A 19,613-nucleotide genomic window follows, 5' to 3' on the forward strand; every position below is an offset into this window, starting at 1 on the left:
CGGCTGCGGGAACTGCGGCGACAACGAGTGACAACGAGGGCATCGTGGAAACGATCCACATCAACAGGAGCAACAGAATGAAATTCGGAGTCAAACACGCGTTCGCGGCGGCCGTCGCAACGCTGGCAGTCACAGGCGCCCAGGCGCAAGGCGTCGGCCTCGGCACGAACAGCAACCTGCCGCCCGGCGCCTTGCCGACGAGCTGGGACCCGACCTACAACGTGTGCCGCGGCACCGACCCCAAGTGCTACAACAACTGGATCCCGACGCGCCAGAAGCGCGTGCTGATCTTCAGCCGCACCGCCGGGCCGCGCCACGCCAACCTGGGCACCGCGCTGGCCGCCGGCCTGAACCCGCCGCTGAACGCCAACAACACCGCGGTCGCCGGCCTGAAGGCCTGGCTCGAGGCCGAGGGCATCCAGGTCGACTACACCGAGGACGTGACCCGCATGCCGGGCCACACCGCGACCTACTCGGCCGTGATCTTCATGAGCCCGACGCGCGACTTCATGCAGGCGCACGGCCGGGCCGTGAACCCGAACTACGCGGTCGACACCTCCACCAGCGCCTACCTCGACGCGGCCAAGGTCAACCTGCGCCAGTACGTGCGCGGCGGCGGCGGTTTCGTGGCGATCCACAACGCCTACGGCGGCGAGTACAACTGGCCGTGGTACGAAGGCCTGCTCGGCAACGCGAACTACTACAACCATGGCGCCGCGCAGAACGGCACGGTCAACATCGTCGGCTCGTCGGACCCGTCGACCGCCGGCGTGTCGTCGTCGTTCACGTTCCATGACGAGTGGTACAACCTCGTGCCCTACCCGACCAAGGTCAAGTTCCTGGCGACGGTCGACGAGGCGTCGCTCGCGACCAAGTCGAGCACGCACCCGGGCCATGGCAACTTCCACCCGGTCGCCTGGTGCCAGTACTACGACGGCGGCCGCGCCTGGCTGACCACGCTCGGCCACGACGCCGCGGCGTTCATTGACGGCTCGAGCCAGCCCGGCCAGGCCGAGTTCAAGAAGATGGTCGTGCAGGGCGTCAAGTCCGCGATGGGCCTGACCGAGTTCTGCACCAAGTAAGCCACCTCCCCGGCTGACCCGGCGCCCGCGGATCGAGAGGTCCGCGGGCGCCTTCACGTTCGGCGTGCGCCAACGAAAACGCCCCGCATCGGCGGGGCGCGCGTGACGCCGGCCGGAGCCGGTGCTGGCGGATCAGTGGGCGCGGCGCCGCCGCGCGACGGCGGCCAGGCCGGCGAGGCCGAAGGCCATCAGCGCGTAGGTGCCCGGTTCCGGCACCGGCGCGGCGAACGCGACGGCGCTGCCCGACAAGGTGTAGTAAGCGGCCTGCCCGGCCGCCAGCGTGTAGGTCCAGCTGAAGTGACCCGAGGTCGAACCGGTGCCGCCGGCCAGATCGCTGGACAGCAGGCCGTCGCCGAAGCTGGCGGTCTCGTCGCCGTCGGTCGAGGACAGCAGGTTCAGCGCCGTCTGGCCGAAGCCGAGCGACGAGCCGCCCGGCGCGACGACGCCCAGGTCGTAGTAGAGGTCGAACGTGATCGTGCCGCCGGCCAGGTTGCCGTCGCCGTCGAGCAGTACGAACGCGCCGGACTGCACCGCGCTGGCGTTCGCCGAGTTCGGCAGCGCCGGCGGCGGGATCGCGCCCGGTGTCGCGCTCGCCGACAGGTTGAAGCCGCCGGTCGCGAGCTGCGTCATCACGTCGGTGAACTGCACGGTGTTGCCGGTGGCGAGCGCGTTCGGCGTCTGGGCGATGCGGTTCAGCCCCTGGTTCCAGTCGTTCGCGGTGTACAGGTCGGTCGGGGCGCCGAGCAGCCCGCCGGCCTCAAGTGCGCTCATGTCGAGGCTCTGGTACGCGTCGACGGCCCAGGCGAAGTTGCCGGAGAACTCGGCCGCGCTGACGCTGAAGGACGTGATCCGCAGCGTCGCGTTGTCCGCAGCCCAGCTCGCGCCCGCGCCGCAGGCGAGCGCGGCCGCGACGCTGACGGCTCGCAGCGCGACCGCGCCCGCCGAACGAACGATTGATTTCGATGTCATCTGTGTCTCCGGTTGTGAGGTGTTTTCAACGGTTTCCGATAGTTCTGTTCTGCAGAACGTCGTTGCAAAATACTAACTTTCATGCGAAATGATGTCAAACTTGGGACCCACCGATTCGAGTGGTCGAGTGAACCCTTGCATGGGCAATTCACCGTTGATTCGAGAGCCTTGGAGACGACCATGAAGACACGACATTGGCGCACCGCGCTCTGCGCCGCCGCGCTCGCAGCGCTCACGGCCGGCGCGGATGCCGGCGACTCCGCCACCGACATCGCCGACCCGCGCGAGCTGACGCCACTGGGCGAGCGACTGGTCTTTGCGGCCTACCAGCCGTCGCTCAGCCAGGCGCTGTTCGCGGTGTCCGGGCGCGGCGGCACGCCGGAGCTGCTGAGCCCGCTGCAGCCGGGGTTTCGCGGCGCGTTCCCGAACGGCCTGGTGCGGCTCGGCGACACCGTCTACTTCACGATGAACGACGGCGCGAGCGGGCCCGAGCTGTGGGCGACCCAGGGCACGCGGGCGACGACGCGGCTGGTCGCCGACATCCGCCCCGGCGCCGCCGGCTCCAACCCGGCCGGGCTGACGGTGTTCGACGGCCAGCTGTTCTTCTCGGCTTCGGGCGGCGGCACCGGTCCCCGCCTGTGGTCCTCGCGCGGCACGACGGACTCGACCGCCGCGGTCGCGAACGCGGCCGCACTCGCCAACCCGCGTCAGTTGACCGTGGTCGGCGCACGCCTGTTCTTCACCGCGACCGACGCGGCGCACGGCGACGAGCTGTGGGTGATCGAACGCGGCGGCGCCGCGCCGCGCCTGGTAAGCGACATCCGCCGCGGACCGGAGGACGCGGCCATCGCGCAGCTCACCGTCGTCGGTGACGCGCTCTACTTCGTCGCCCACGACGGCGTGCACGGCGCCGAACTGTGGAAGACCGACGGCAGCGCCGAAGGCACCGCGCTGGTGAAGGACATCCGCCCCGGCCCCGACGGCTCGCGGCCGAGCTACCTCGCAGCCCACGGCGACGGGCTGCTGTTCGCCGCGGACGACGGCCAGCACGGCAGCGAGCTGTGGCGCAGCAACGGCCGGGAGACCGCGCTGGTGCTCGACGTGCGCCCGGGCGCGGCGAACTCGGGCGTCGCCTACCTGACCAACGTCGGCGCGTGGACCTTCTTCACCGCCACCAACGGCCGCGACGGCCTCGAGCTGTGGAAGACCGACGGCAGCACCGCCGGCACCGCGCTCGTGCGCGACCTGCTGCCCGGGCCGGACGGCGCGCTGCCGAACCACCTGACGCGGATCGGCGATCGCCTGTATTTCGCCGCGGTGGATGGCGCGCGCCAGCAGCAGCCGTGGCGCAGCGACGGCACCGCCGCCGGCACCCAGCGCATCGGCAACGCGACCGACCCGGTCGGGCTGCCGTACCCGAGCCGGTTCACCGCGTTCGGCGACGGCATCGCGTTCGCCGCCCGCGATGCGGCCGGCACCGAGCGCCTGTGGCGGATGGATGCCGCCGGCGCCGTCAGCCGGCTCGGCGCCCCGTCGCCCTGAACGGCCCAAGCGACACCAAGAAAAAGGCCGCGCAGTGCGCGGCCTTTTCGATGGCGCCTCAGGCGCGCGTCACTTGACCTCGATCTTGCCGGTCGAGCGCGGGTTGTGGCAGTCGTTGAAGAAGAACTCGCCCGGCTGCGTGAAGGTGTAGGTCGCCGATTGCCCCGGTGCGAGCGAGAAGTTGAACAACCCCTCGAAGAACTGCGTCGCGCAGTGGGTGTTCGCGCTGCTGCCCGGGTTCGTGAACGTCACCGTCGTGCCGACACCGACCTGCATGTGGGTCGGGTACATGCCGTTGGTCGAGCCGCTGTTGATCGACTGCTCGGCCGCGCTCGCCGACGAGCGGCCGAGCAGCACGGTATTGCCGACGCTGGCCCCGCTGACCGGGCTGCCGGCCACCGGGCGCCGCACGGTCGGCGGGGTCGGCGTGGCGGCCGGCGGCAGCTTGCCGCCGATCTTGAACGCCCACAGGTTGTCGCCGCGCGGTGCCGAGGCGCCGTACGGGATGCCGGTGCCGCCGGCGTAGAACGCGATGTACTGCTCGCCGTCGATCTCGTAGCTGATCGGGCTCGCGCTGATTGCCGCGCCGGTCTGGAAGCGCCACAGCTCGCGGCCGTTGGTTGCGTCCATCGCGATCGCGTTGCCGTCGGGCTGGCCGATGAACAGCACGTCGGACGCGGTGGTCAGGATGCCGTTGCCGTGGGCCAGCGAGTACGGCATCGGCTTCTTCCAGCGCACCAGGTTGGTCGCCGGGTCGACCGCGATGACGGCGCCGGTCATGTACTCGCCAGGAGGCCGCAGGCCGTTGCTGCCTTCGTTCAGCGAGTGTGCTGCGCCGACATAGCCGGCGCCGGTGTACAGCAGCTTGGTGCTCTGGCTGAACGAATAGTGGTTCCAGTCCGCGCCGCCGCCGTGGCCGGGGAAGCTCAGCACCGGTGCGCCGTCCCAGTGCGGCGAGTACAGGCACCCGGTCGGGTAGTTCGGCACCGCGCGGTTCTGTGCGCCCGGCACCGGGCCGCCGAGCGGCTCGGTCACCGGGCAGCTCTCGACGAAGCCGCCCTGGCGTGGGCGCGGCTGGGTCGGCCACGAGGCCTGGCGCGTGTCGACCGGCACCGGCACTTCGTCGATGCCGAGCGGCGCGCTGCCGTCCTGGCGGTCCAGGATGTAGAACATGCCGGTCTTGCTGCCGTAGACGATCACCTTGCGCATCTGCCCGCGGATGTTCACGTCCGCCAGCACCGGGCCGTTCACGTTGTCCATGTCCCACATGTCGTGGTGCACCGACTGGAAGTGCCACTTGTACGCGCCGGTCGTCATGTCGAGCGCGACGATCGAGTTCGCGAACAGGTTCTGGCCCGGCCGCGTCGAGCCGTTCTGCGACGAGCCGCCGCGGTTGTTGCCGAAGGTCCAGTAGACCATGTTCAGTTCAGGATCGACGGCCGGGTGGATCCACGGCGTGCCGCCGCGGCGCTGATCCTGCGGCGCGCCGCCCCAGGTGTCGTAGCCGAGGTCGCCCGGGTTCTGCGGCACGCCGAAGAAGCTCGACATCAGCACGCCGTTGGTCGCATCGACCATCAGGCCCGCGCCGACGCTGCCGTCGTTGGTGCCGACGTACAGGCGCTTGTTGTGGTACACGATCGCGACCTTGCCGATGCCGCCGACGCTGGCCGGGAACGCCGGCGAGATCCACGCGGTCACGCCGGTGTTGATGTCGATCGCGACGACCTTGCCCTGCGAGAGCGTGTAGACCAGGCCGAGCTCCTTGGAGACCGCGACGCCGCGGCGCGTGGCGCGGGCAGGGGCAGTCCACTTCCACTTGGTCGCGCCGGTCTTGCCGTCGACCGCGATCACGTTGGCCTGCGCGGTCTCGAGGAAGATCACGCCATCGACGACGACCGGCGTGCTCTGGTTGTCGCCAGCCACACCGCCCTCGACATGGTTGAGCCACACGGCGCCGAGGTTCTTGATGTTGACGCGGTTGATGTTGCGCAGCTTCGAGTAGTTCTGGTTGCCCAGGTTGCCGCCGACCTTCGGAAAGTCCTTGTCGCCCGGCGTGCAGCAGTCCGCGAGGTCCGCGGCCGCCGCATGCGGTGCCGCGAAGGCGGCGGGGGCGGCGAGCGCGCCCGCCGAAACGAGCAGCGCGGTCAATAGATTCAGTCTCATCGAAGTCTCCTTGGTTGACATCGCATCGCGAGTGCGATGCCTCTTTTCGAGCGTTCTGTTGTACAGAACGTCGTTTTAAAATGCTATGGACCGGCGTTCGGCGTGTCAACGGGGTTTGCGCGATCGACCCCGAAAAATGGAAAGAAGGCGCGCGCAAACGCATCGCGCCGGTCAAGAGACCGGCGCGATGCGTGGCAGGGGGACGGAGGGTTGGAACAGCCGCGGCCTCGCGCCGCGGTTCGGGTCAGCCGGCCTGGTCGACGGACCTCGCGGCGCGGCGCGCCGGCGTCTTCGCCGGCGTCGGCTTGGCGGCTCTCGAAGCGGCCTTGCGCTTCGGCTCGGGCAGGTTCCACCCGCCCAGCGTGGGATCGTCCACGTTGCCGCCGCAGGTGCGCGTCAGTTCCTTCGCGTACCTGAACAGCACCGGCACGATGCGCGCCTCGCCCAGTTCCTCGAGCCGGTAGCGCGGGCCGGAGACGCTGAGCGCGCCCATCAGGCGGTTGCCGCTGCCGAACACCGGCGCGGCGATCGCGGCGGTCTCGGCATCGCGCTCGCCGAACGACGCGGCGTACATCGCGCGCCGGATCTCGTCGAAACGCTCGCCGCGCGCCCCGGTGAAGGCGCGCAGCACGTGGCCCGCCGCGCCCACCGTCAGCGGCAGGCGGTCACCCACGTGCACCGAATCGCGGATCGCGCGGGTGCTGTCCACGCGGTGGAGGCAGATGCGCTTGTCGTCCTCGCACACATAGAAGGACGCGCCCTCGTGCAGGTCGGCTGCCAGCTTCTCGAGGACGGGCGGCACGATGTCGGAGGTACGGAAGTGGCGCTGGTACAGCGAGCCGAGCAGCAGCACCTTCGAGCCCAGCCGGTACAGCCCTTCGGCGTTGCGCAGCACATAGCCGTACTTCTCGAGCGACTTCAGCAGCCGCAGCACCGTGCTCTTGTACAGGCCGGTGCGCTTGGACAGCTCGACCAGCGTCACCCGGTCCTCCGTCAGCGCGTCCAGGATGGACAGCGCCCGTTCCACCGCCGCCACGCCGCCTTCTTCTCCCATGCCAACCCCCGATTTCGTGCGACAAAGTGGCGAGGTTAGCCGATCGGCCGAAGCGGCCGGCGGGGACCTCCTTCTAGGGGGGCGACCCCTGCAACTAGGAGGTTCACCTAGACGCCGAAACACAGCTCCACTTTAGAATACTGTTATGCTGAACGGAACGCTCCCGGAAGCTCTTTGCAGACTGCTCCCGTCATGACTTCACCCCACACGCTGCCGACGTACGACCACTTCATCGACGGTGCAGCCCATCCGCCGAGCTCGGGCGAGTACCTGCCGACCGACGACCCCTATACCGGCAAGACCTGGGGCCGCATCGCGCGCGGCAACCGCGCCGATGCGGAGCGCGCGGTGCGGGCCGCCCGCACCGCGTTCGACACCGGCGCCTGGCCGGCGCTGACCGCCTCGGAGCGCGGCCGCATGCTGTGGCGGCTGGCCGACCTGATCACCGCGAACGCGCCGCGCCTGGCCGAGATCGAGCGCCGCGACAACGGCAAGCTCGCGACCGAGGTGGTCTCGCAGGTCCGCTACATGGCCGACTACTTCCGCTACTACGCGGGCCAGGCCGACAAGGTCGAGAGCAAGGTCATCCCGACCGACAAGAAAGGCGTGTTCGCGTACACCCGCTACGAAGCCAAGGGCGTGATCGCGATCATCACGCCGTGGAACTCGCCGCTGACGCTGACCAGCTGGAAGCTCGCACCAGCGCTGGCGGCCGGCTGCACGGTGGTCATCAAGCCGTCGGAGTTCACCTCGGCGTCGATGCTCGAGTTCGCGCTGCTGTTCGAGCAGGCCGGGTTCCCGAAGGGCGTGGTCAACGTCGTCACCGGGCTGGGCAGGGAGGTCGGCGAGGCGCTCGTCACCCACCCCGGCGTCGCGCACATCGGCTTCACCGGCGGCTCCGAGGCCGGCCGTGCGATCTACCAGCTCGCGGCGAAGAACTTCAAGACCGTCACGCTCGAGCTCGGCGGCAAGTCGCCGAACATCGTGTTCGACGACGCCGACCTCGACCAAGCCGTCAAGGGCGCCGTCTCCGGCATCTTCGCGGCCGCCGGGCAGAGCTGCCAGGCCGGTTCGCGCCTGCTGGTGCAGCGCACGATCCACGACCGCTTCGTCGCCAAGCTGATCGACTTCATGAAGGACGTGAAGCTCGGCGACCCGGCGGACGAGGCGACCCAGGTCGGCCCGATCGCCACGCGCCCGCAGTTCGAGAAGATCCTGTCGTACATCGAGATCGCGAAGAACGAGGGTGCGACCTGCGTGCTCGGCGGCCGCAGCCGGCCCGATCTCGGTGCCGGCCAGTTCGTCGAACCGACGATCTTCACCGGTGTGCGCAACGAGATGCGGATCGCGCAGGAGGAGGTCTTCGGCCCGGTGCTGGCGGTGATCCCGTTCGACGACGAGGCGGACGCGATCCGCATCGGCAACGACGTGGCGTTCGGCCTGGCCGCCGCCGTCTGGACCCGCGACCTGCGCCGTGCGATGCTGCTGACCGAGAAGATCAAGGCCGGCACCGTGTGGGTCAACAACTACCGCGCGACCAGCTTCACCTCGCCGTTCGGCGGCTTCAAGGAGTCGGGCATCGGCCGCGAATCGGGCAGCGAGGCGATCCGCGAGTACCTCGAGACCAAGTGCGTGTGGATCTCGTCCGACCTGGACGTGCCGAACCCGTTCGTGCGGCGCTGACCGGCGCCGGACGTGTTGTGTGACCCTGGACAAGGCTGACCCATGAGCAGTGCGCTGAACGGCATCCGCGTGCTCGACCTGACCAACGTGCTGGCCGGCCCGTTGTGCGCCTACCAGCTCGCGCTGCTCGGCGCCGAGGTCGTCAAGATCGAGGTGCCCGACGGCGGCGACCTGGCGCGCCAGCTGGGCGCCGACACGGCGCTGAACGCCCGCCACATGGGCGCCTCGTTCCTGGCGCAGAACGCCGGCAAGAAGTCGGTGACGCTGAACCTGAAGTCGCCGCGCGGCAAGGAGGTGCTGCACCGCCTGGTCGCGTCGGCCGACGTGCTGGTCGAGAACTTCCGCCCCGGCGTGATGGCGCGGCTCGGCGTCTCGTACGACGAGTTGAAGCAGACGAATCCGAAGCTCGTCTACTGCGCGATCTCCGGCTTCGGGCAGGAGGGGCCGATGCGCGCGGCGCCGGCCTACGACCAGATCATCCAGGGCCTGTCCGGCATCATGAGCATCACCGGCACGCCGGAGGCGGCGCCGCTGCGCGTGGGCTATCCGGTGGCCGACACGCTCGCCGGCATGATGGCCGCGTTCGCGATCAGCAGCGCGCTGGTGCGGCGCAACGCCACCGGCGAAGGCGGCTTCATCGACGTCTCGATGCTCGACTCCGCGCTGACCGCGATGGGCTGGGTCGTGTCGAACTACCTGATCGCCGGGGTCGAGCCGCAGGCGCACGGCAACGACAACATCACCGCCGCACCCTCGGGCGCGTTCCGCACCCGCGACGGCCTGATCAACATCGCCGCGAACAAGCAGGAGCAGTTCGTCGCGCTGGTGGCGATGCTCGGACGCGAAGACCTGAGCCTGGACGAACGCTTCGCGCAGCGCGAGAACCGCAAGCGCAACCGGGCGGCGCTGACGGCCGAACTCGAAAGCGAGCTGGCGAAGAACGACTCCGCGCACTGGGAGGCGGCGCTGAACCGCATCGGCGTGCCCGCGGGATCGGTGCTCAGCGTGCCGCAGGCGCTGGCGCTGCCGCAGGTGCAGCAGCGCGAGTTCCTGAAGACCTTCGACGCGGTCGACGGCGTCGACGGGCCGCTGACCGTGTCGCGCACCGGTTTCAAGCTCTCGGGCGGCGACCCCGACGTGCACGCGCCGCCGCCGCAGCTCGGCCAGCACACCGAGGAATTCCTGCGCTCGGTGGGCTACAGCGCGAGCGAGATCGCCGATTTCCGCGCGGACGGCACGGTATGAGCACCGCCAAGCCCGCCGGATCACCCAAGAGCGCGCCGAAGACGGCCGAGGAGCGCCTGCAGGACGCGAGCGCCTGGTGGTCGACCTCGATCATCGATATCCAGCCGGGCCAGATCGGCGTGCGCGGCTACGCGATCCAGGACCTGATCGGCCGCGTCCGATTCCCCGACATGGTGTGGCTGATGCTGCGCGGCGAGCTGCCGACGCCGGCGCAATCGGCGCTGCTCGAGGCGGCGATGGTGGCCGCGGTCGACCACGGCCCGCACGCCCCGTCGATCGCGATATCGCGCATGGCCGTGACCTGCGGGCTGCCGCTGAACGGCGCGATGGCCTCGGCGATCAATGCACTCGACGATGTCCACGGCGGCGCCGGCGAGCAGTGCATGACCTTGCTGCAGGACATCGACACCGCCGCGCGTGCGGGCAACTCCGGCGGCGAGGCCACGCCCGACCAGATCGAGGCCGGCGTCGATCGCTACATCGCCGCGCACGGCAAGATCATCCCCGGCTTCGGCCACCGCTGGCACGGCGTCGACCCGCGCGCAGTGCGGCTGCTGCAGCTCGTGCGGGAGGCGCAGGCGCGCGGCGAGGTCGGCGGCCGCTTCGGCCGGATCGCCGAGGGCGTCGAGCGCGTGCTGCAGGCGCGCAAGGGCGCGCCGATCCCGATGAACATCGACGGTGCGACCGCGGTGATCTACAGCGAGCTCGGCTTCGCCGCGCCACTCGGCCGCGGCCTCTTCATCCTGTCACGCTCGGTCGGCATCCTCGCGCATGCGTGGGAGCAGACCCAGCAGGGCGGACGCATCAAGGGGCCGATGTCCCCCGGCATCCCCTACCGCTACACCGGCGTCGAAGCGCGCGCGCTGCCCGACGACGCCCCTGACCATCCAGAACCGTGAGGCCCCCATGAAGCAACTGATCTCGAAGCAACTCGTCAAGTACCTGGAAGACCGCGGGGTCGAGTACCTGTTCGGCCTGTGCGGCCACACGAACATCGCGGTGCTGACCGAACTCGAAGGCTCGACCGTCAAGTTCGTCAACACCCGCCACGAGCAGATCGCCGCGCACATGGCCGACGGCTATGCCCGCGCGAAGCACACCACCGCCGTGCTGCTGTCGCACCTCGGGCCGGGGCTGACCAACGCGGCCACGGGTGTCGCGAACGCGGCGCTCGATTCGATCCCGATGGTCGTGATCGCCGGCGACATCCCGAGCCACTACTACGGCAAGCACCCGCACCAGGAAGTGAACCTGCATTCGGACGCGTCGCAGAGCGAGATCTACCGCCCGTTCGTCAAGCGCGTCTGGCGCGTCGAGCGCCCCGACCTGTTCCCCGAGATCCTCGAGAAGGCGTTCCAGCTCGCCGAGAGCGGGCGCCCGGGGCCGGTGCTGGTCTCGGTGCCGATGGACATCTTCTCGATGGAAGTCGACACCGCGCTGTTCGAGCGCCTGGCGCTGCACACCAAGGTGCTGAACAAGCCGTCGATGGACGACCCGACGGCCGAAAAGATCGTGCGCGCGCTGCTCGAGGCGAAGAACCCGGTGATCTACGCCGGTGGCGGCATCCTGGGCGCCGACGCGGCGGCCGAGCTGGCCGAGTTCGCGACGCACCTGCAGATCCCGGTCGCCCACTCGCTGATGGGCAAGGGCGCGCTGCCCGACGACCACCCGCTGACGCTCGGCATGACCGGCTTCTGGGGCACGAAGTTCGTCAACGAGAAGTGCCGCACCGCCGACTGGGTGATCGGCCTGGGCACGCGCTTCGCCGAAGCCGACTGCAGCTCGTGGGACAACGAGTTCACGTTCAGCTTTCCGCCCACGAAGCTGATCCACATCGACATCGACCCGAGCGAGATCGGTCGCAACTACCCCGCCGAGATCGGCGTCGTGACCGACCTGAAGCAGGCGCTGATCGTGCTGAACCGGGTCGCGAAGAAGCTCGCGCCGACCGCACGCCGCAACGAGAAGCTGCAGAACGAGATCGCCGACTACCGCGCCGAGTTCATTGCCGGCAACCGGCCGCTGACGGTCGCGCCGGGCTTCCCGATGCAGCCCGAGCGCATCCTCGCGGTGGTGCGCGAGGCGTTGCCGCGCGACGCGATCATCACCACCGACGTCGGCTGGAACAAGAACGGCGTCGGCCAGCAGTTCCCGATCTACACGCCGGGCAGCATCCTGACGCCGGGCGGCTACGCGACGATGGGCTTCGGCGCCCCGGCCGCGCTCGGCGCCAAGCTGGCGTGCCCGGACAAGGTCGTGCTCGCACTGGTCGGCGACGGCGGCTTCGGTCAGAACCCGGCGATGCTCGCGACCGCGGTCGAGATGGGCATCCCGGTGATCTGGGTCGTGATGAACAACTTCGCCTACGGCACGATCGCCGGGCTGCAGATGGCGCACTACGGCACGACCGTCGGCGTGCTGTTCCGCAAGGACGGCAAGCCCTACTCGCCCGACTTCGCGGCGGTCGCGCGCGCCTACGGCGCCGAGGGCGTCAAGATCGAATCGGCCGACCAGTTCAAGGGCGTGCTGGCCGAGGCGATCGCGTCGAACAAGCCGTTCGTGATCGACGTCGCGATGCTGAACAACCCGGTGCCGACCGCCGGCCACTGGAACATCAACGACATCTACTCGCCCGGCAAGCGCGACGTGTCGCACGTCTCGATCCCCTGACCTGTCGATGAGCACCCGCCATCCACCGACCGCTGCGGTAAGCGAGTCGTTCGGCCAGGCGCAGCAGCAGGCGGCCGCGATGGTCGCCGGCCCGCCGACGCCGTGGAACGGAGCGACCAGCGCCCCGCACGGCTCCGCGCGCTGGCTCGGCATCGCCGCGGTCTCGGTCGCGGCGGCCGGCGTCGGCGGCTGGCTGGCGGCGGACTGGTTGAAGAGTCCGGCGCCGCCGGTGCCCAGCGTGCCGCCATCGGCCATCGCGCCGCTGCCCCGGCCCGCGCCGGCCGTCAGCGTGGCCCCCCAGGTCGAAGTGCCGATCGCACTCCGCGTGACCCGCCAGTCCGGGGTGGTCCGCATCGAGGCGACCAACGCCAAGCTCGCCGACGCGGTCCGGGCGCTGGCGCAGGCCACCCATACGAACGTCAAGGGCGGCGAGGCGCTGGGCGCGATCGCCTCGCCGGTCACGCTCAATTGGCAGGGCACCGATGTCGCCGCTGCCTGGGACGCCCTGCTCGGCCGCTACGCGAGCATCGGCGTGTCCTGCAGTGGCGCGGCTTGCGAGTTGTGGATCGTCGGCGTCACGCCATCACCTGCGACGACGCGCGCGGCAAGCGCAGCGCTGGGCATGGCCGCCGTCGCCGAGGGGCCGGCAACGCCCGAACCCGCTCAAGCGCCCCGCCCGGCCGCACGCGTGGAACCGCCGCCCCCGCCGACAGACGAGAACACCGAGACGAACTGAGTTCGCCTCGGGCTCGACAAAAAGCAAGGCCGCCCCCGGGCGGCCTTGTCGTTCACGCGCTGGATGCGCGTCGTCAGTGGAAGAATTTCGCCGGCCCCGTCACCAGCCACGGGAACAGCACCATCAGGAACATTATGATGAACTGCGCGAGCATGAACGGCATCACGCCCTTGGTGACGGTGTCCATCGACAGCTTGCCGACGCCAGCGACCACGTTGAGCACCACGCCGACCGGTGGTGTGATCAGACCGATGGCGTTGTTCATGATGAACATCACCCCGAAATAGACCGGGTCGATGCCCGCCGCCTTGACGACCGGCATCAGGACCGGGGTCAGGATCAGGATCGTCGGCGTCATGTCCATCGCGGTACCGACGATCATCACCAGCACCATCATCGCGGCCATCAGCGCGATCGGGCTGTCCATGAACGGCTGCAGCATGCCGACGACCTTGCCTGGCAGGTCAGCCACGGTGATCAGCCACGCCGACACCATCGCCGCGGCGACCAGCAGCATCACGACCGCGGTGGTCTTGGCGGCCCCGACGAAGATGCCGTAGAGCTGCGAGAACTTGAGTTCGCGGTAGATGACGTTCGAGACGAACAGCGCATACACCGCGGCGACGACGCCGGCCTCGGTCGGCGTGAACACGCCGAAACGCAGGCCGACCAGGATGATCACCGGCAGCATCAGCGCCCAGCCGCAGCGCACGAAGGTGGCCCATACCTCGCTGGCCGGCTTGCGGGCGGGCGGCACGATGTTTTCCTTGCGCGCCACGATCGCCCAGGCGACCCACAGCGACACCCCGATCAGCAGGCCCGGCACGATGCCCGCCATGAACAGCTTCGAGATCGAGACGTTGGCCGCGACGCCGAAGATCACCATGCCGATCGACGGCGGGATGATCGGCGCGATCACGCCCGACGCGGCGATCAGCCCGGCGGAGCGTGCCGGTGCATGGCCCGCCGCAATCATCATGGGCAGCAGCAGCGCGGTCAGCGCGGCGGCATCGGCCACCGCGCTGCCCGACAGCGCCGACAGCAGGATCGACGCGACGATCGCCACGTAGCCCAGCCCGCCGCGAATGTGGCCGACCAGCGCGAGCGCGAATTCGACGATGCGCCGGGACAGGCCGCCGACGTTCATGATTTCGCCGGCCAGCAGGAAGAACGGCACGGCCAGCAACGGGTAGCTGTCGGAACCGCCGATCAGGTTCTGCGCGAGGATCTGCGCGTCGAACATGTCCATATGCCACATCAGCGCGACGCCGGAGGCCAGCAACGCGAACGAGATGGGGATGCCGATCGCCATCGCGAGCAGCAGCGATCCGAGGAAGACGGTCAGGGTCATGGGGGGCTCGTGCGGTCGGTCAGCGTGCGGCGTTGCCGCCGGTGGAATGCTGCTCGAGGGCAGCGACGTCTTCCGATTCCTTGATCATCACCAGCTGGTCATCGGACACGCGACCGGTGAGCAGCAGCCAGAGGTCCAGCGCGAACATCAGCGCCGCCGAGACCGCGAAGAAGACGCCGGCCGCGTAGACGATCGCCACCGGCCACTGCGAGGCCGGCGCGAGTACGTCCAGGTTGATCCTGGTCTGCGCCAGACTGCCCTGGAAGACGAGCCAGCAGATGTAGATCATCGCCAGGTGGCCGAGCACCAGGCAGACCTTCTTGCCCGCCGGCGACAGGCGTGCCACCAGCGCATCGGTGCCGAGGTGCGCCCGCTCGCGCACCGCGACCACCGCGCCGAGGAACGTGACCCAGACGAACAGCCACCGGCTCAGTTCTTCGGAGATCGTGATGCTCGAGTTGAACGCATAGCGCAGAACGACGTTGCCGAACACCAGCACCACCATGACGAACAGCGCCACCGCCATCACGGCGCACAGCAGCTTGCAATAGAGATCGGCGAGTCGTTCCACGGAAGCCCCGTTTCAATCAGAATTTCTGGACGCGTTCGACTTCGCTCCTGAAGGTCGAGACGACGGCCGGATCGTACGCCGCCGAATACTTGTCGATCACCGGCTTGATCTCGGCGCGCATCTTCGCGAGCTCGGCAGCAGGCACCTCGTTGACCAGCATGCCCTTGGCCTTGAGTTCGCCGATCGCCTTGCCGGCGGCCTCGCGGCTGGCCACGCGCTGGTAGTCGCGTGCCTCGGTGGCGGCGTCCTGCAGCAGCTTCTGTTCGACCGGCGAGAGCTTGTCCCAGAACTTCTTGCTGATCAGGATGATGTTCGCGGCGTAGACGTGGTTGGTCACGCTCAGGTACTTCTGCACCTCGTAGAACTTGTTGGACAGGATCACCGAGAACGGGTTCTCCTGGCCGTCGACGGCCTTGCTCTCGAGCGCGTTGTAGAGCTCGGCGAACGGCAGCGGCAGCGGGTTGGCCTTGAAGGTCTTGAAGGTGTCGAGGAACACCGGGTTCGGGATCACGCGCAGCTTGATGCCTTCCAGGTCCTCGCCCTTGGTGATCGGGCGCTTGCTGTTGGTGACGTTGCGAAAGCCCAGGTCCCAGAACGCCAGCGCGACCAGGCCCTTCTCGGGCAGCTTCGCGGTCAGCTGCTTGCCCAGCGGCCCGTCGAGCATCGCGTCGGCCTGCTTGAAGTTGCTGACGACGAACGGGAAATCGACCAGGCCGAACTCCTTGACGATGCCCACCAGCGAGGTCGTCGCCGGCGCCTGCATCTCCTGCACGCCGCCCTGCAGCGCCGAGGTCTGCTGCATCTCGTTGCCAAGCTGGTTGGCCGGGAATTCCTTGACGGTGATCTTGCCGCCGCTCTTGGCGTGCACCAGCTCGGCGAACTTCTTGACGCCCATGCTGACCGGGTGATCGGTGTTGTTCAGGTGGCCGAAACGGATCGTCCGCTCCTGGATGTCCTGCGCCTGGGCGAGCGCCGCGGCGGCAAACAGCAGCGCCATCGTCGTCAATTTGATCAGGGGTGATTTCATGTCGTCTCCAGAGGGGATGGGGATCGGGTCGAGCGTCGAAGACCATCGCACGCGCTCGAGGCGCGCGCTCGATGGGGTGGGGATGCGGGGTCCAGCGTGTTGCGCCAGGTAGAACGCAGTTCCAATTTTAAGGATTGACCCTGCAGGGTCAACGAGGGTTCGCCCTAGGTCCTCGGCGGATAGCGGCCCCCGAGTTGCGCCGTCACCTGGCGCGCACTGCGTTGCACGTCGAGCGCGTGCTGGCGATTCAGGCGCATCGCCGGCATCGTTAGCGCGATCACGCCGGCCAGCGCGCCGGCGGCGTCGAAGACCGGCGCGGCGATCGCCGCGACCTCGCGCACCAGGTCGGCCGGCACGATCACCAGCGGCTCGGGCCGCTGCGGCCCGCGCGGCAGCGCCGGCGCGTCCCCGAACAGCGCAAACACCTTGCCGACGGCGCCGCGCCCCGCCGGCAGCAGCGCGCCGACCTGGGTGTGGTCGCGGATGGTCTGGGGCGAGTCCACGCCGTACAGGCACAGCCGCTTGGTGCCCTGGCGGATGTGATACGCCGCACTCTCGCGGGTGACCTCGACGAGGTCGCGCAACGCCGGCATCACCACGCTTTCCATCGAGAAGGACGCGGCGTAGACCGCCTGCAGGCGCGGGATCGTCGAGCCCAGGCTGAAGCGTCCGTCGGCATGGCGCTCGACGATGTGGGCGTGCGCCAGCGAGGCCAGCAGCCGCAGCACCGTGCTCTTGTACTGGCGGCTCTCCTGCGCGAGTTCGGCCAGTGACAACAGCGGCCGGTCAGGCGTGAACACGTCGAGCAGCGAGATCGCGCGATCGACCGCCCCCACGCCGCCCGGTGCGGCCTGCTGTTCCGACATCGACGGTTGGGCGGCTTTGCGAGGCATTGGGATAAAATGATACGCTGTTCTTGCAGATAGAACTTGCGGCGCGCGCGGCGCCTTCAACCACTACACTTTGCGCATGCGAATCCAACTGCTCGTCACGCTGGTCAGCGCGGTGGTCGCCTGCACCACCGCATCGGCCCAGGCCGAACCCGATGTGCCGCGCGACGGCCGCTGGACCGCCACGATCACGGCGCCCGATGGCAAGCGTCAGGTCGCGCGGCTGGAGCTGCGGCAGTTCAGCGGCACCTGGCACGGCACGCTGCCAGCGGCAACGAATGCCAAGAGCGCCTGCAAGGCGCGCCGGTTTCCGGTCACGGTCCAGCAGAGCAACGGCTCCGGGCTGGCCTTCACCGTCTGGGGCGATCAGGTGGCTGCGGCGTGCGCCAACCTGACGATCGAGTTGACGCCGACGACCGAGACGCAGTTCGAGGGAACGGCCGAACCGGGTGGAGCGATCAAGCTGGTTCGTCGCTGACGGGCGCGTCCGACGCGCCTTGCGCCACCAGCGCGTGCGTGACGCGCGAGAACGCGCCGCGCAGTTCCTTCCAGCCCGCATCGCTCAGGTTGGCGGGCCGCCGCAGGGCGCCACCCCCGGCCTGCGCGAGGGCGCGGCCGCGCGCCGCAAAGGTCACGCTGTTGGTGCCGTCACGGTCGCCGACGCTCAGCACGCGACCGCCGAAACTGCGCGCGATCCGCTCGACCCACGTGCCATGCTGCGGATCGCCGGCATGCAGGTTGACGACGAGCAGGCCGTCTGCGGCCAGCGCGTCGAAGCAGTCGTCGTAGAAGCGCTGGCTGCCGAGCGCCGGCGGCAGGCCGTCGGCATCGAAGGCGTCGACCATCAGCACGTCGAAGCGCTCGGTCGTCTCGGCGACGAAACGGGCGCCATCGGCCTCGACGACGCGCAACCGCGCATCGTCGGGCGGCACGCGGAAGGCGTCGCGCAACGCGATCACGCGCGGGTCGATCTCGACGGCGACCAGCGTTGCGTTCGCCAGATGCCGGTGGCAGAACTTCGCGATCGAGCCGCCGCCCAGGCCGATCAGCGCAAGCGCGCGCGCCGCCGGCCGCAGCATCGGCCACGCCATCATCGTGCGGGTGTAGTCGAGCGCCAGCACGTCGGGCCGGCGGATGTCCATGCGGCTCTGGATCGCTGCGCTCGAGAAGTGCAGCGAACGCGCGTCGAGGTCCTCGCGCACGTACGGCTGCGGCGCGTCGGTCGGCGGAATCAGTCGACCGCCGCGGTGTCGTCCGGCCACGAGCCCTCGTCGTCGGCCCAGGCCAGCAGCGCGGTGCCGCGCCGCTTCAGCGTCGCCGCGAGCTTCGGCAGCGCGTCGTCCGGCAGGTGCGCCCACGCCGGCGGCACGTCGCCGCGGTCCAGCTGCTCGCCATGCAGCACCCAGCGCTTGCCGAACGCGCGCATCGCATCACGCGGCGCGGCGAGGTCGTGGGCCGGCAGGGCATCGGCCGGCAGATCACCGGCGATCACCCACCAGCCGATCCACTCCGGCCGGTGCGCGCTCTCGACGGCCCACAGGCCCGCATAGGGCATCGCGAACCACGCCGGGCGCTCGCCGATCCGCCCGTGCTCCGGCGCGAAGCGCGCGATGCAGGCCGCCACGTCCGCGGCGCGCTCGGCGCACCAGGCTTCCTCGGGCGACACGGTCGGCTCAGACATGGCGCGGCGGCAGCGGGATGAACTCGGTCTCGCCGGGGACGCGCTCGAAGCGCTGCGCCTCCCAGTCGTCCTGCGCCTGCAGGATGCGCTCCCTGCGGCTCGAGACGAAGTTCCAGACGATGAATCGGTGGCCGAGCGGCGCGCCGCCGATCAGCATGATGCGGCCGCCGCGCGGCGCGCTGATCACCGGCTCGGTGCCCGGTTCGAGCACGACCATCGTGCGGGCGGGAATCAATTCGCCATCCAGTTCGAAGTCGTGGTCGGTGCTGTACAGCGCGCGCTCGGCGGCGGCGTTGGGAATCGCCAGCGTGGCGCCGGACGCGACCTCGAAGTTCAGATCCAGGTAAAGCGTCGGCGACACCGGCCGCACCGGCGACGTGAGGCCGAACGCGCTGCCGATCAACACCCGCACCAGCGCGCCCCCCACCTCGCGCCCCGGGATCTCGGCCCCGGCGACATGCTGGAACGCCGGCGCGTCTTCCTCGTGCTCGGCCGGCACCGCGAGCCAGAGCTGGAGCCCGTGGCTGCGGCGTTCGACGCCGAGCAGGTCCTTGGGCGTGCGCTCGGAGTGGACGATGCCGCGACCCGCCGTCATCAGGTTGATCGCGCCGGGCTCGATGCGCTGCACCACACCGGTCGAGTCGCGGTGCATCATCGCGCCCTCGAACAGGTAGGTGACGGTGGCCAGCCCGATGTGCGGGTGCGGGCGCACGTCGTGGTTGTCACCCGGCTGCGCGGTGATCGGGCCGAAGTGGTCGAAGAACACGAACGGACCGACCGCCTGGCGTTGGCCGGACGGCAGCAGCCGGCGCACCTTGAAGCCGCCGCCGAGGTCCTTCTCGTGGGGTTGCAGGGTCTGAAGTTCGGGCATGGGCAGGGCACTCCGGCAATCGTTTCGGCGAGTGTAGGTCGGTCGCCTAAAATCGGCGGTTCGCCCGCGGCATTGCCG

The 19,613-nt window shown here is 69.5% G+C and carries 18 protein-coding genes; 8 read left to right on the forward strand and 10 right to left on the reverse strand.

Going from position 1 to position 19,613, the window contains the following annotated elements; all coding sequences use genetic code 11:
• Nucleotides 1–77 precede the first annotated feature (77 nt).
• On the forward strand, nucleotides 78–1,082 hold the full coding sequence (locus ACWH49_RS05585; protein WP_448170562.1) for a ThuA domain-containing protein: 1,005 nt from the start codon (nucleotides 78–80) through the stop codon (nucleotides 1,080–1,082).
• A gap of 132 nt (nucleotides 1,083–1,214) precedes the next feature.
• On the opposite strand, the gene ACWH49_RS05590 is transcribed toward ACWH49_RS05585, so the two are convergent.
• Nucleotides 1,215–2,051 (reverse strand): PEP-CTERM sorting domain-containing protein, encoded by an 837-nt coding sequence (locus tag ACWH49_RS05590; RefSeq protein WP_448170563.1) that lies wholly within the window; start codon nucleotides 2,049–2,051, stop codon nucleotides 1,215–1,217.
• 180 nt (nucleotides 2,052–2,231) lie between these two features.
• Here ACWH49_RS05590 and ACWH49_RS05595 point away from each other — a divergent pair, with 180 nt between their 5' ends.
• On the forward strand, nucleotides 2,232–3,593 hold the full coding sequence (locus tag ACWH49_RS05595; protein ID WP_448170564.1) for an ELWxxDGT repeat protein: 1,362 nt from the start codon (nucleotides 2,232–2,234) through the stop codon (nucleotides 3,591–3,593).
• A gap of 69 nt (nucleotides 3,594–3,662) precedes the next feature.
• Here the strand turns inward: ACWH49_RS05595 and ACWH49_RS05600 are convergent, their stop codons facing one another.
• Together ACWH49_RS05600 and ACWH49_RS05605 are read right to left on the reverse strand one after the other, a co-directional pair.
• Nucleotides 3,663–5,756 (reverse strand): outer membrane protein assembly factor BamB family protein, encoded by a 2,094-nt coding sequence (locus ACWH49_RS05600; RefSeq protein ID WP_448170565.1) that lies wholly within the window; start codon nucleotides 5,754–5,756, stop codon nucleotides 3,663–3,665.
• Between the two features lie 244 nt (nucleotides 5,757–6,000).
• On the reverse strand, nucleotides 6,001–6,810 hold the full coding sequence (locus tag ACWH49_RS05605; RefSeq protein ID WP_448170566.1) for an IclR family transcriptional regulator: 810 nt from the start codon (nucleotides 6,808–6,810) through the stop codon (nucleotides 6,001–6,003).
• Nucleotides 6,811–7,002: 192 nt separating this feature from the next.
• Here ACWH49_RS05605 and ACWH49_RS05610 point away from each other — a divergent pair, with 192 nt between their 5' ends.
• The 5 genes from ACWH49_RS05610 to ACWH49_RS05630 are packed head-to-tail and all read left to right on the forward strand — an operon-like array spanning nucleotide 7,003 to nucleotide 13,144.
• The gene (locus ACWH49_RS05610) at nucleotides 7,003–8,493 is read left to right on the forward strand and encodes an aldehyde dehydrogenase (RefSeq protein WP_448170567.1); all 1,491 of its coding nucleotides are present in this window, start codon (nucleotides 7,003–7,005) and stop codon (nucleotides 8,491–8,493) included.
• Nucleotides 8,494–8,535: 42 nt separating this feature from the next.
• On the forward strand, nucleotides 8,536–9,738 hold the full coding sequence (locus ACWH49_RS05615; RefSeq protein WP_448170568.1) for a CaiB/BaiF CoA transferase family protein: 1,203 nt from the start codon (nucleotides 8,536–8,538) through the stop codon (nucleotides 9,736–9,738).
• Nucleotides 9,735–10,637: a citryl-CoA lyase gene (locus ACWH49_RS05620; RefSeq protein WP_448170569.1), complete on the forward strand. Its 903-nt coding sequence runs from the start codon at nucleotides 9,735–9,737 to the stop codon at nucleotides 10,635–10,637. Before ACWH49_RS05615 ends, ACWH49_RS05620 begins: the two co-directional genes overlap by 4 nt.
• Nucleotides 10,638–10,644: 7 nt before the next feature.
• Nucleotides 10,645–12,408, forward strand: a complete 1,764-nt coding sequence (locus ACWH49_RS05625) for a thiamine pyrophosphate-binding protein (RefSeq protein ID WP_448170570.1) — start codon at nucleotides 10,645–10,647, stop codon at nucleotides 12,406–12,408.
• A gap of 7 nt (nucleotides 12,409–12,415) precedes the next feature.
• Nucleotides 12,416–13,144, forward strand: a complete 729-nt coding sequence (locus tag ACWH49_RS05630) for a hypothetical protein (RefSeq protein ID WP_448170571.1) — start codon at nucleotides 12,416–12,418, stop codon at nucleotides 13,142–13,144.
• Between the two features lie 73 nt (nucleotides 13,145–13,217).
• On the opposite strand, the gene ACWH49_RS05635 is transcribed toward ACWH49_RS05630, so the two are convergent.
• The 4 genes from ACWH49_RS05635 to ACWH49_RS05650 form a co-directional block, all read right to left on the reverse strand.
• On the reverse strand, nucleotides 13,218–14,495 hold the full coding sequence (locus tag ACWH49_RS05635; protein WP_448170572.1) for a TRAP transporter large permease: 1,278 nt from the start codon (nucleotides 14,493–14,495) through the stop codon (nucleotides 13,218–13,220).
• Between the two features lie 19 nt (nucleotides 14,496–14,514).
• Nucleotides 14,515–15,066 (reverse strand): TRAP transporter small permease, encoded by a 552-nt coding sequence (locus ACWH49_RS05640; protein ID WP_448170573.1) that lies wholly within the window; start codon nucleotides 15,064–15,066, stop codon nucleotides 14,515–14,517.
• Between the two features lie 16 nt (nucleotides 15,067–15,082).
• Entirely contained in the window at nucleotides 15,083–16,093 is a 1,011-nt protein-coding gene (locus ACWH49_RS05645; protein WP_448170574.1) for a TRAP transporter substrate-binding protein, read from the reverse strand.
• Nucleotides 16,094–16,257: 164 nt separating this feature from the next.
• On the reverse strand, nucleotides 16,258–16,986 hold the full coding sequence (locus tag ACWH49_RS05650; RefSeq protein WP_448170575.1) for an IclR family transcriptional regulator: 729 nt from the start codon (nucleotides 16,984–16,986) through the stop codon (nucleotides 16,258–16,260).
• A gap of 76 nt (nucleotides 16,987–17,062) precedes the next feature.
• Between ACWH49_RS05650 and ACWH49_RS05655 the strand changes: the two genes are divergently transcribed.
• Nucleotides 17,063–17,461 carry a hypothetical protein gene (locus ACWH49_RS05655; protein WP_448170576.1) on the forward strand — a complete coding sequence of 133 codons (399 nt, stop codon included), beginning with the start codon at nucleotides 17,063–17,065 and terminating at the stop codon, nucleotides 17,459–17,461.
• On the opposite strand, the gene ACWH49_RS05660 is transcribed toward ACWH49_RS05655, so the two are convergent.
• Genes ACWH49_RS05660 through ACWH49_RS05670 form a run of 3 tightly spaced genes read right to left on the reverse strand, consistent with a single transcriptional unit; the run spans nucleotide 17,442 to nucleotide 19,535 of the window.
• A complete protein-coding gene (locus ACWH49_RS05660; RefSeq protein ID WP_448170577.1) occupies nucleotides 17,442–18,245 on the reverse strand; it encodes a fused MFS/spermidine synthase in 804 nt (267 codons plus the stop codon). The two genes, ACWH49_RS05655 and ACWH49_RS05660, sit on opposite strands and share 20 nt — an antisense overlap.
• Entirely contained in the window at nucleotides 18,215–18,664 is a 450-nt protein-coding gene (locus ACWH49_RS05665; RefSeq protein WP_448170578.1) for a DUF4826 family protein, read from the reverse strand. Before ACWH49_RS05665 ends, ACWH49_RS05660 begins: the two co-directional genes overlap by 31 nt.
• Nucleotides 18,657–19,535, reverse strand: a complete 879-nt coding sequence (locus tag ACWH49_RS05670) for a pirin family protein (RefSeq protein ID WP_448170579.1) — start codon at nucleotides 19,533–19,535, stop codon at nucleotides 18,657–18,659. The genes ACWH49_RS05665 and ACWH49_RS05670 overlap by 8 nt, the downstream gene beginning before the upstream one ends.
• Nucleotides 19,536–19,613 lie beyond the last annotated feature (78 nt).

This window comes from Rhizobacter fulvus (genome assembly GCF_964020785.1).

What these genes read in the sequence shown, in the direction of transcription:
- ACWH49_RS05585 (WP_448170562.1), top strand. Translation starts at nt 78, where the DNA reads ATGAAATTCGGAGTCAAACACGCGTTCGCGGCGGCCGTCGCAACGCTG.
- ACWH49_RS05590 (WP_448170563.1), bottom strand. Translation starts at nt 2,051, where the DNA reads ATGACATCGAAATCAATCGTTCGTTCGGCGGGCGCGGTCGCGCTGCGA.
- ACWH49_RS05595 (WP_448170564.1), top strand. Translation starts at nt 2,232, where the DNA reads ATGAAGACACGACATTGGCGCACCGCGCTCTGCGCCGCCGCGCTCGCA.
- ACWH49_RS05600 (WP_448170565.1), bottom strand. Translation starts at nt 5,756, where the DNA reads ATGAGACTGAATCTATTGACCGCGCTGCTCGTTTCGGCGGGCGCGCTC.
- ACWH49_RS05605 (WP_448170566.1), bottom strand. Translation starts at nt 6,810, where the DNA reads ATGGGAGAAGAAGGCGGCGTGGCGGCGGTGGAACGGGCGCTGTCCATC.
- ACWH49_RS05610 (WP_448170567.1), top strand. Translation starts at nt 7,003, where the DNA reads ATGACTTCACCCCACACGCTGCCGACGTACGACCACTTCATCGACGGT.
- ACWH49_RS05615 (WP_448170568.1), top strand. Translation starts at nt 8,536, where the DNA reads ATGAGCAGTGCGCTGAACGGCATCCGCGTGCTCGACCTGACCAACGTG.
- ACWH49_RS05620 (WP_448170569.1), top strand. Translation starts at nt 9,735, where the DNA reads ATGAGCACCGCCAAGCCCGCCGGATCACCCAAGAGCGCGCCGAAGACG.
- ACWH49_RS05625 (WP_448170570.1), top strand. Translation starts at nt 10,645, where the DNA reads ATGAAGCAACTGATCTCGAAGCAACTCGTCAAGTACCTGGAAGACCGC.
- ACWH49_RS05630 (WP_448170571.1), top strand. Translation starts at nt 12,416, where the DNA reads ATGAGCACCCGCCATCCACCGACCGCTGCGGTAAGCGAGTCGTTCGGC.
- ACWH49_RS05635 (WP_448170572.1), bottom strand. Translation starts at nt 14,495, where the DNA reads ATGACCCTGACCGTCTTCCTCGGATCGCTGCTGCTCGCGATGGCGATC.
- ACWH49_RS05645 (WP_448170574.1), bottom strand. Translation starts at nt 16,093, where the DNA reads ATGAAATCACCCCTGATCAAATTGACGACGATGGCGCTGCTGTTTGCC.
- ACWH49_RS05650 (WP_448170575.1), bottom strand. Translation starts at nt 16,986, where the DNA reads ATGCCTCGCAAAGCCGCCCAACCGTCGATGTCGGAACAGCAGGCCGCA.
- ACWH49_RS05655 (WP_448170576.1), top strand. Translation starts at nt 17,063, where the DNA reads ATGCGAATCCAACTGCTCGTCACGCTGGTCAGCGCGGTGGTCGCCTGC.
- ACWH49_RS05665 (WP_448170578.1), bottom strand. Translation starts at nt 18,664, where the DNA reads ATGTCTGAGCCGACCGTGTCGCCCGAGGAAGCCTGGTGCGCCGAGCGC.
- ACWH49_RS05670 (WP_448170579.1), bottom strand. Translation starts at nt 19,535, where the DNA reads ATGCCCGAACTTCAGACCCTGCAACCCCACGAGAAGGACCTCGGCGGC.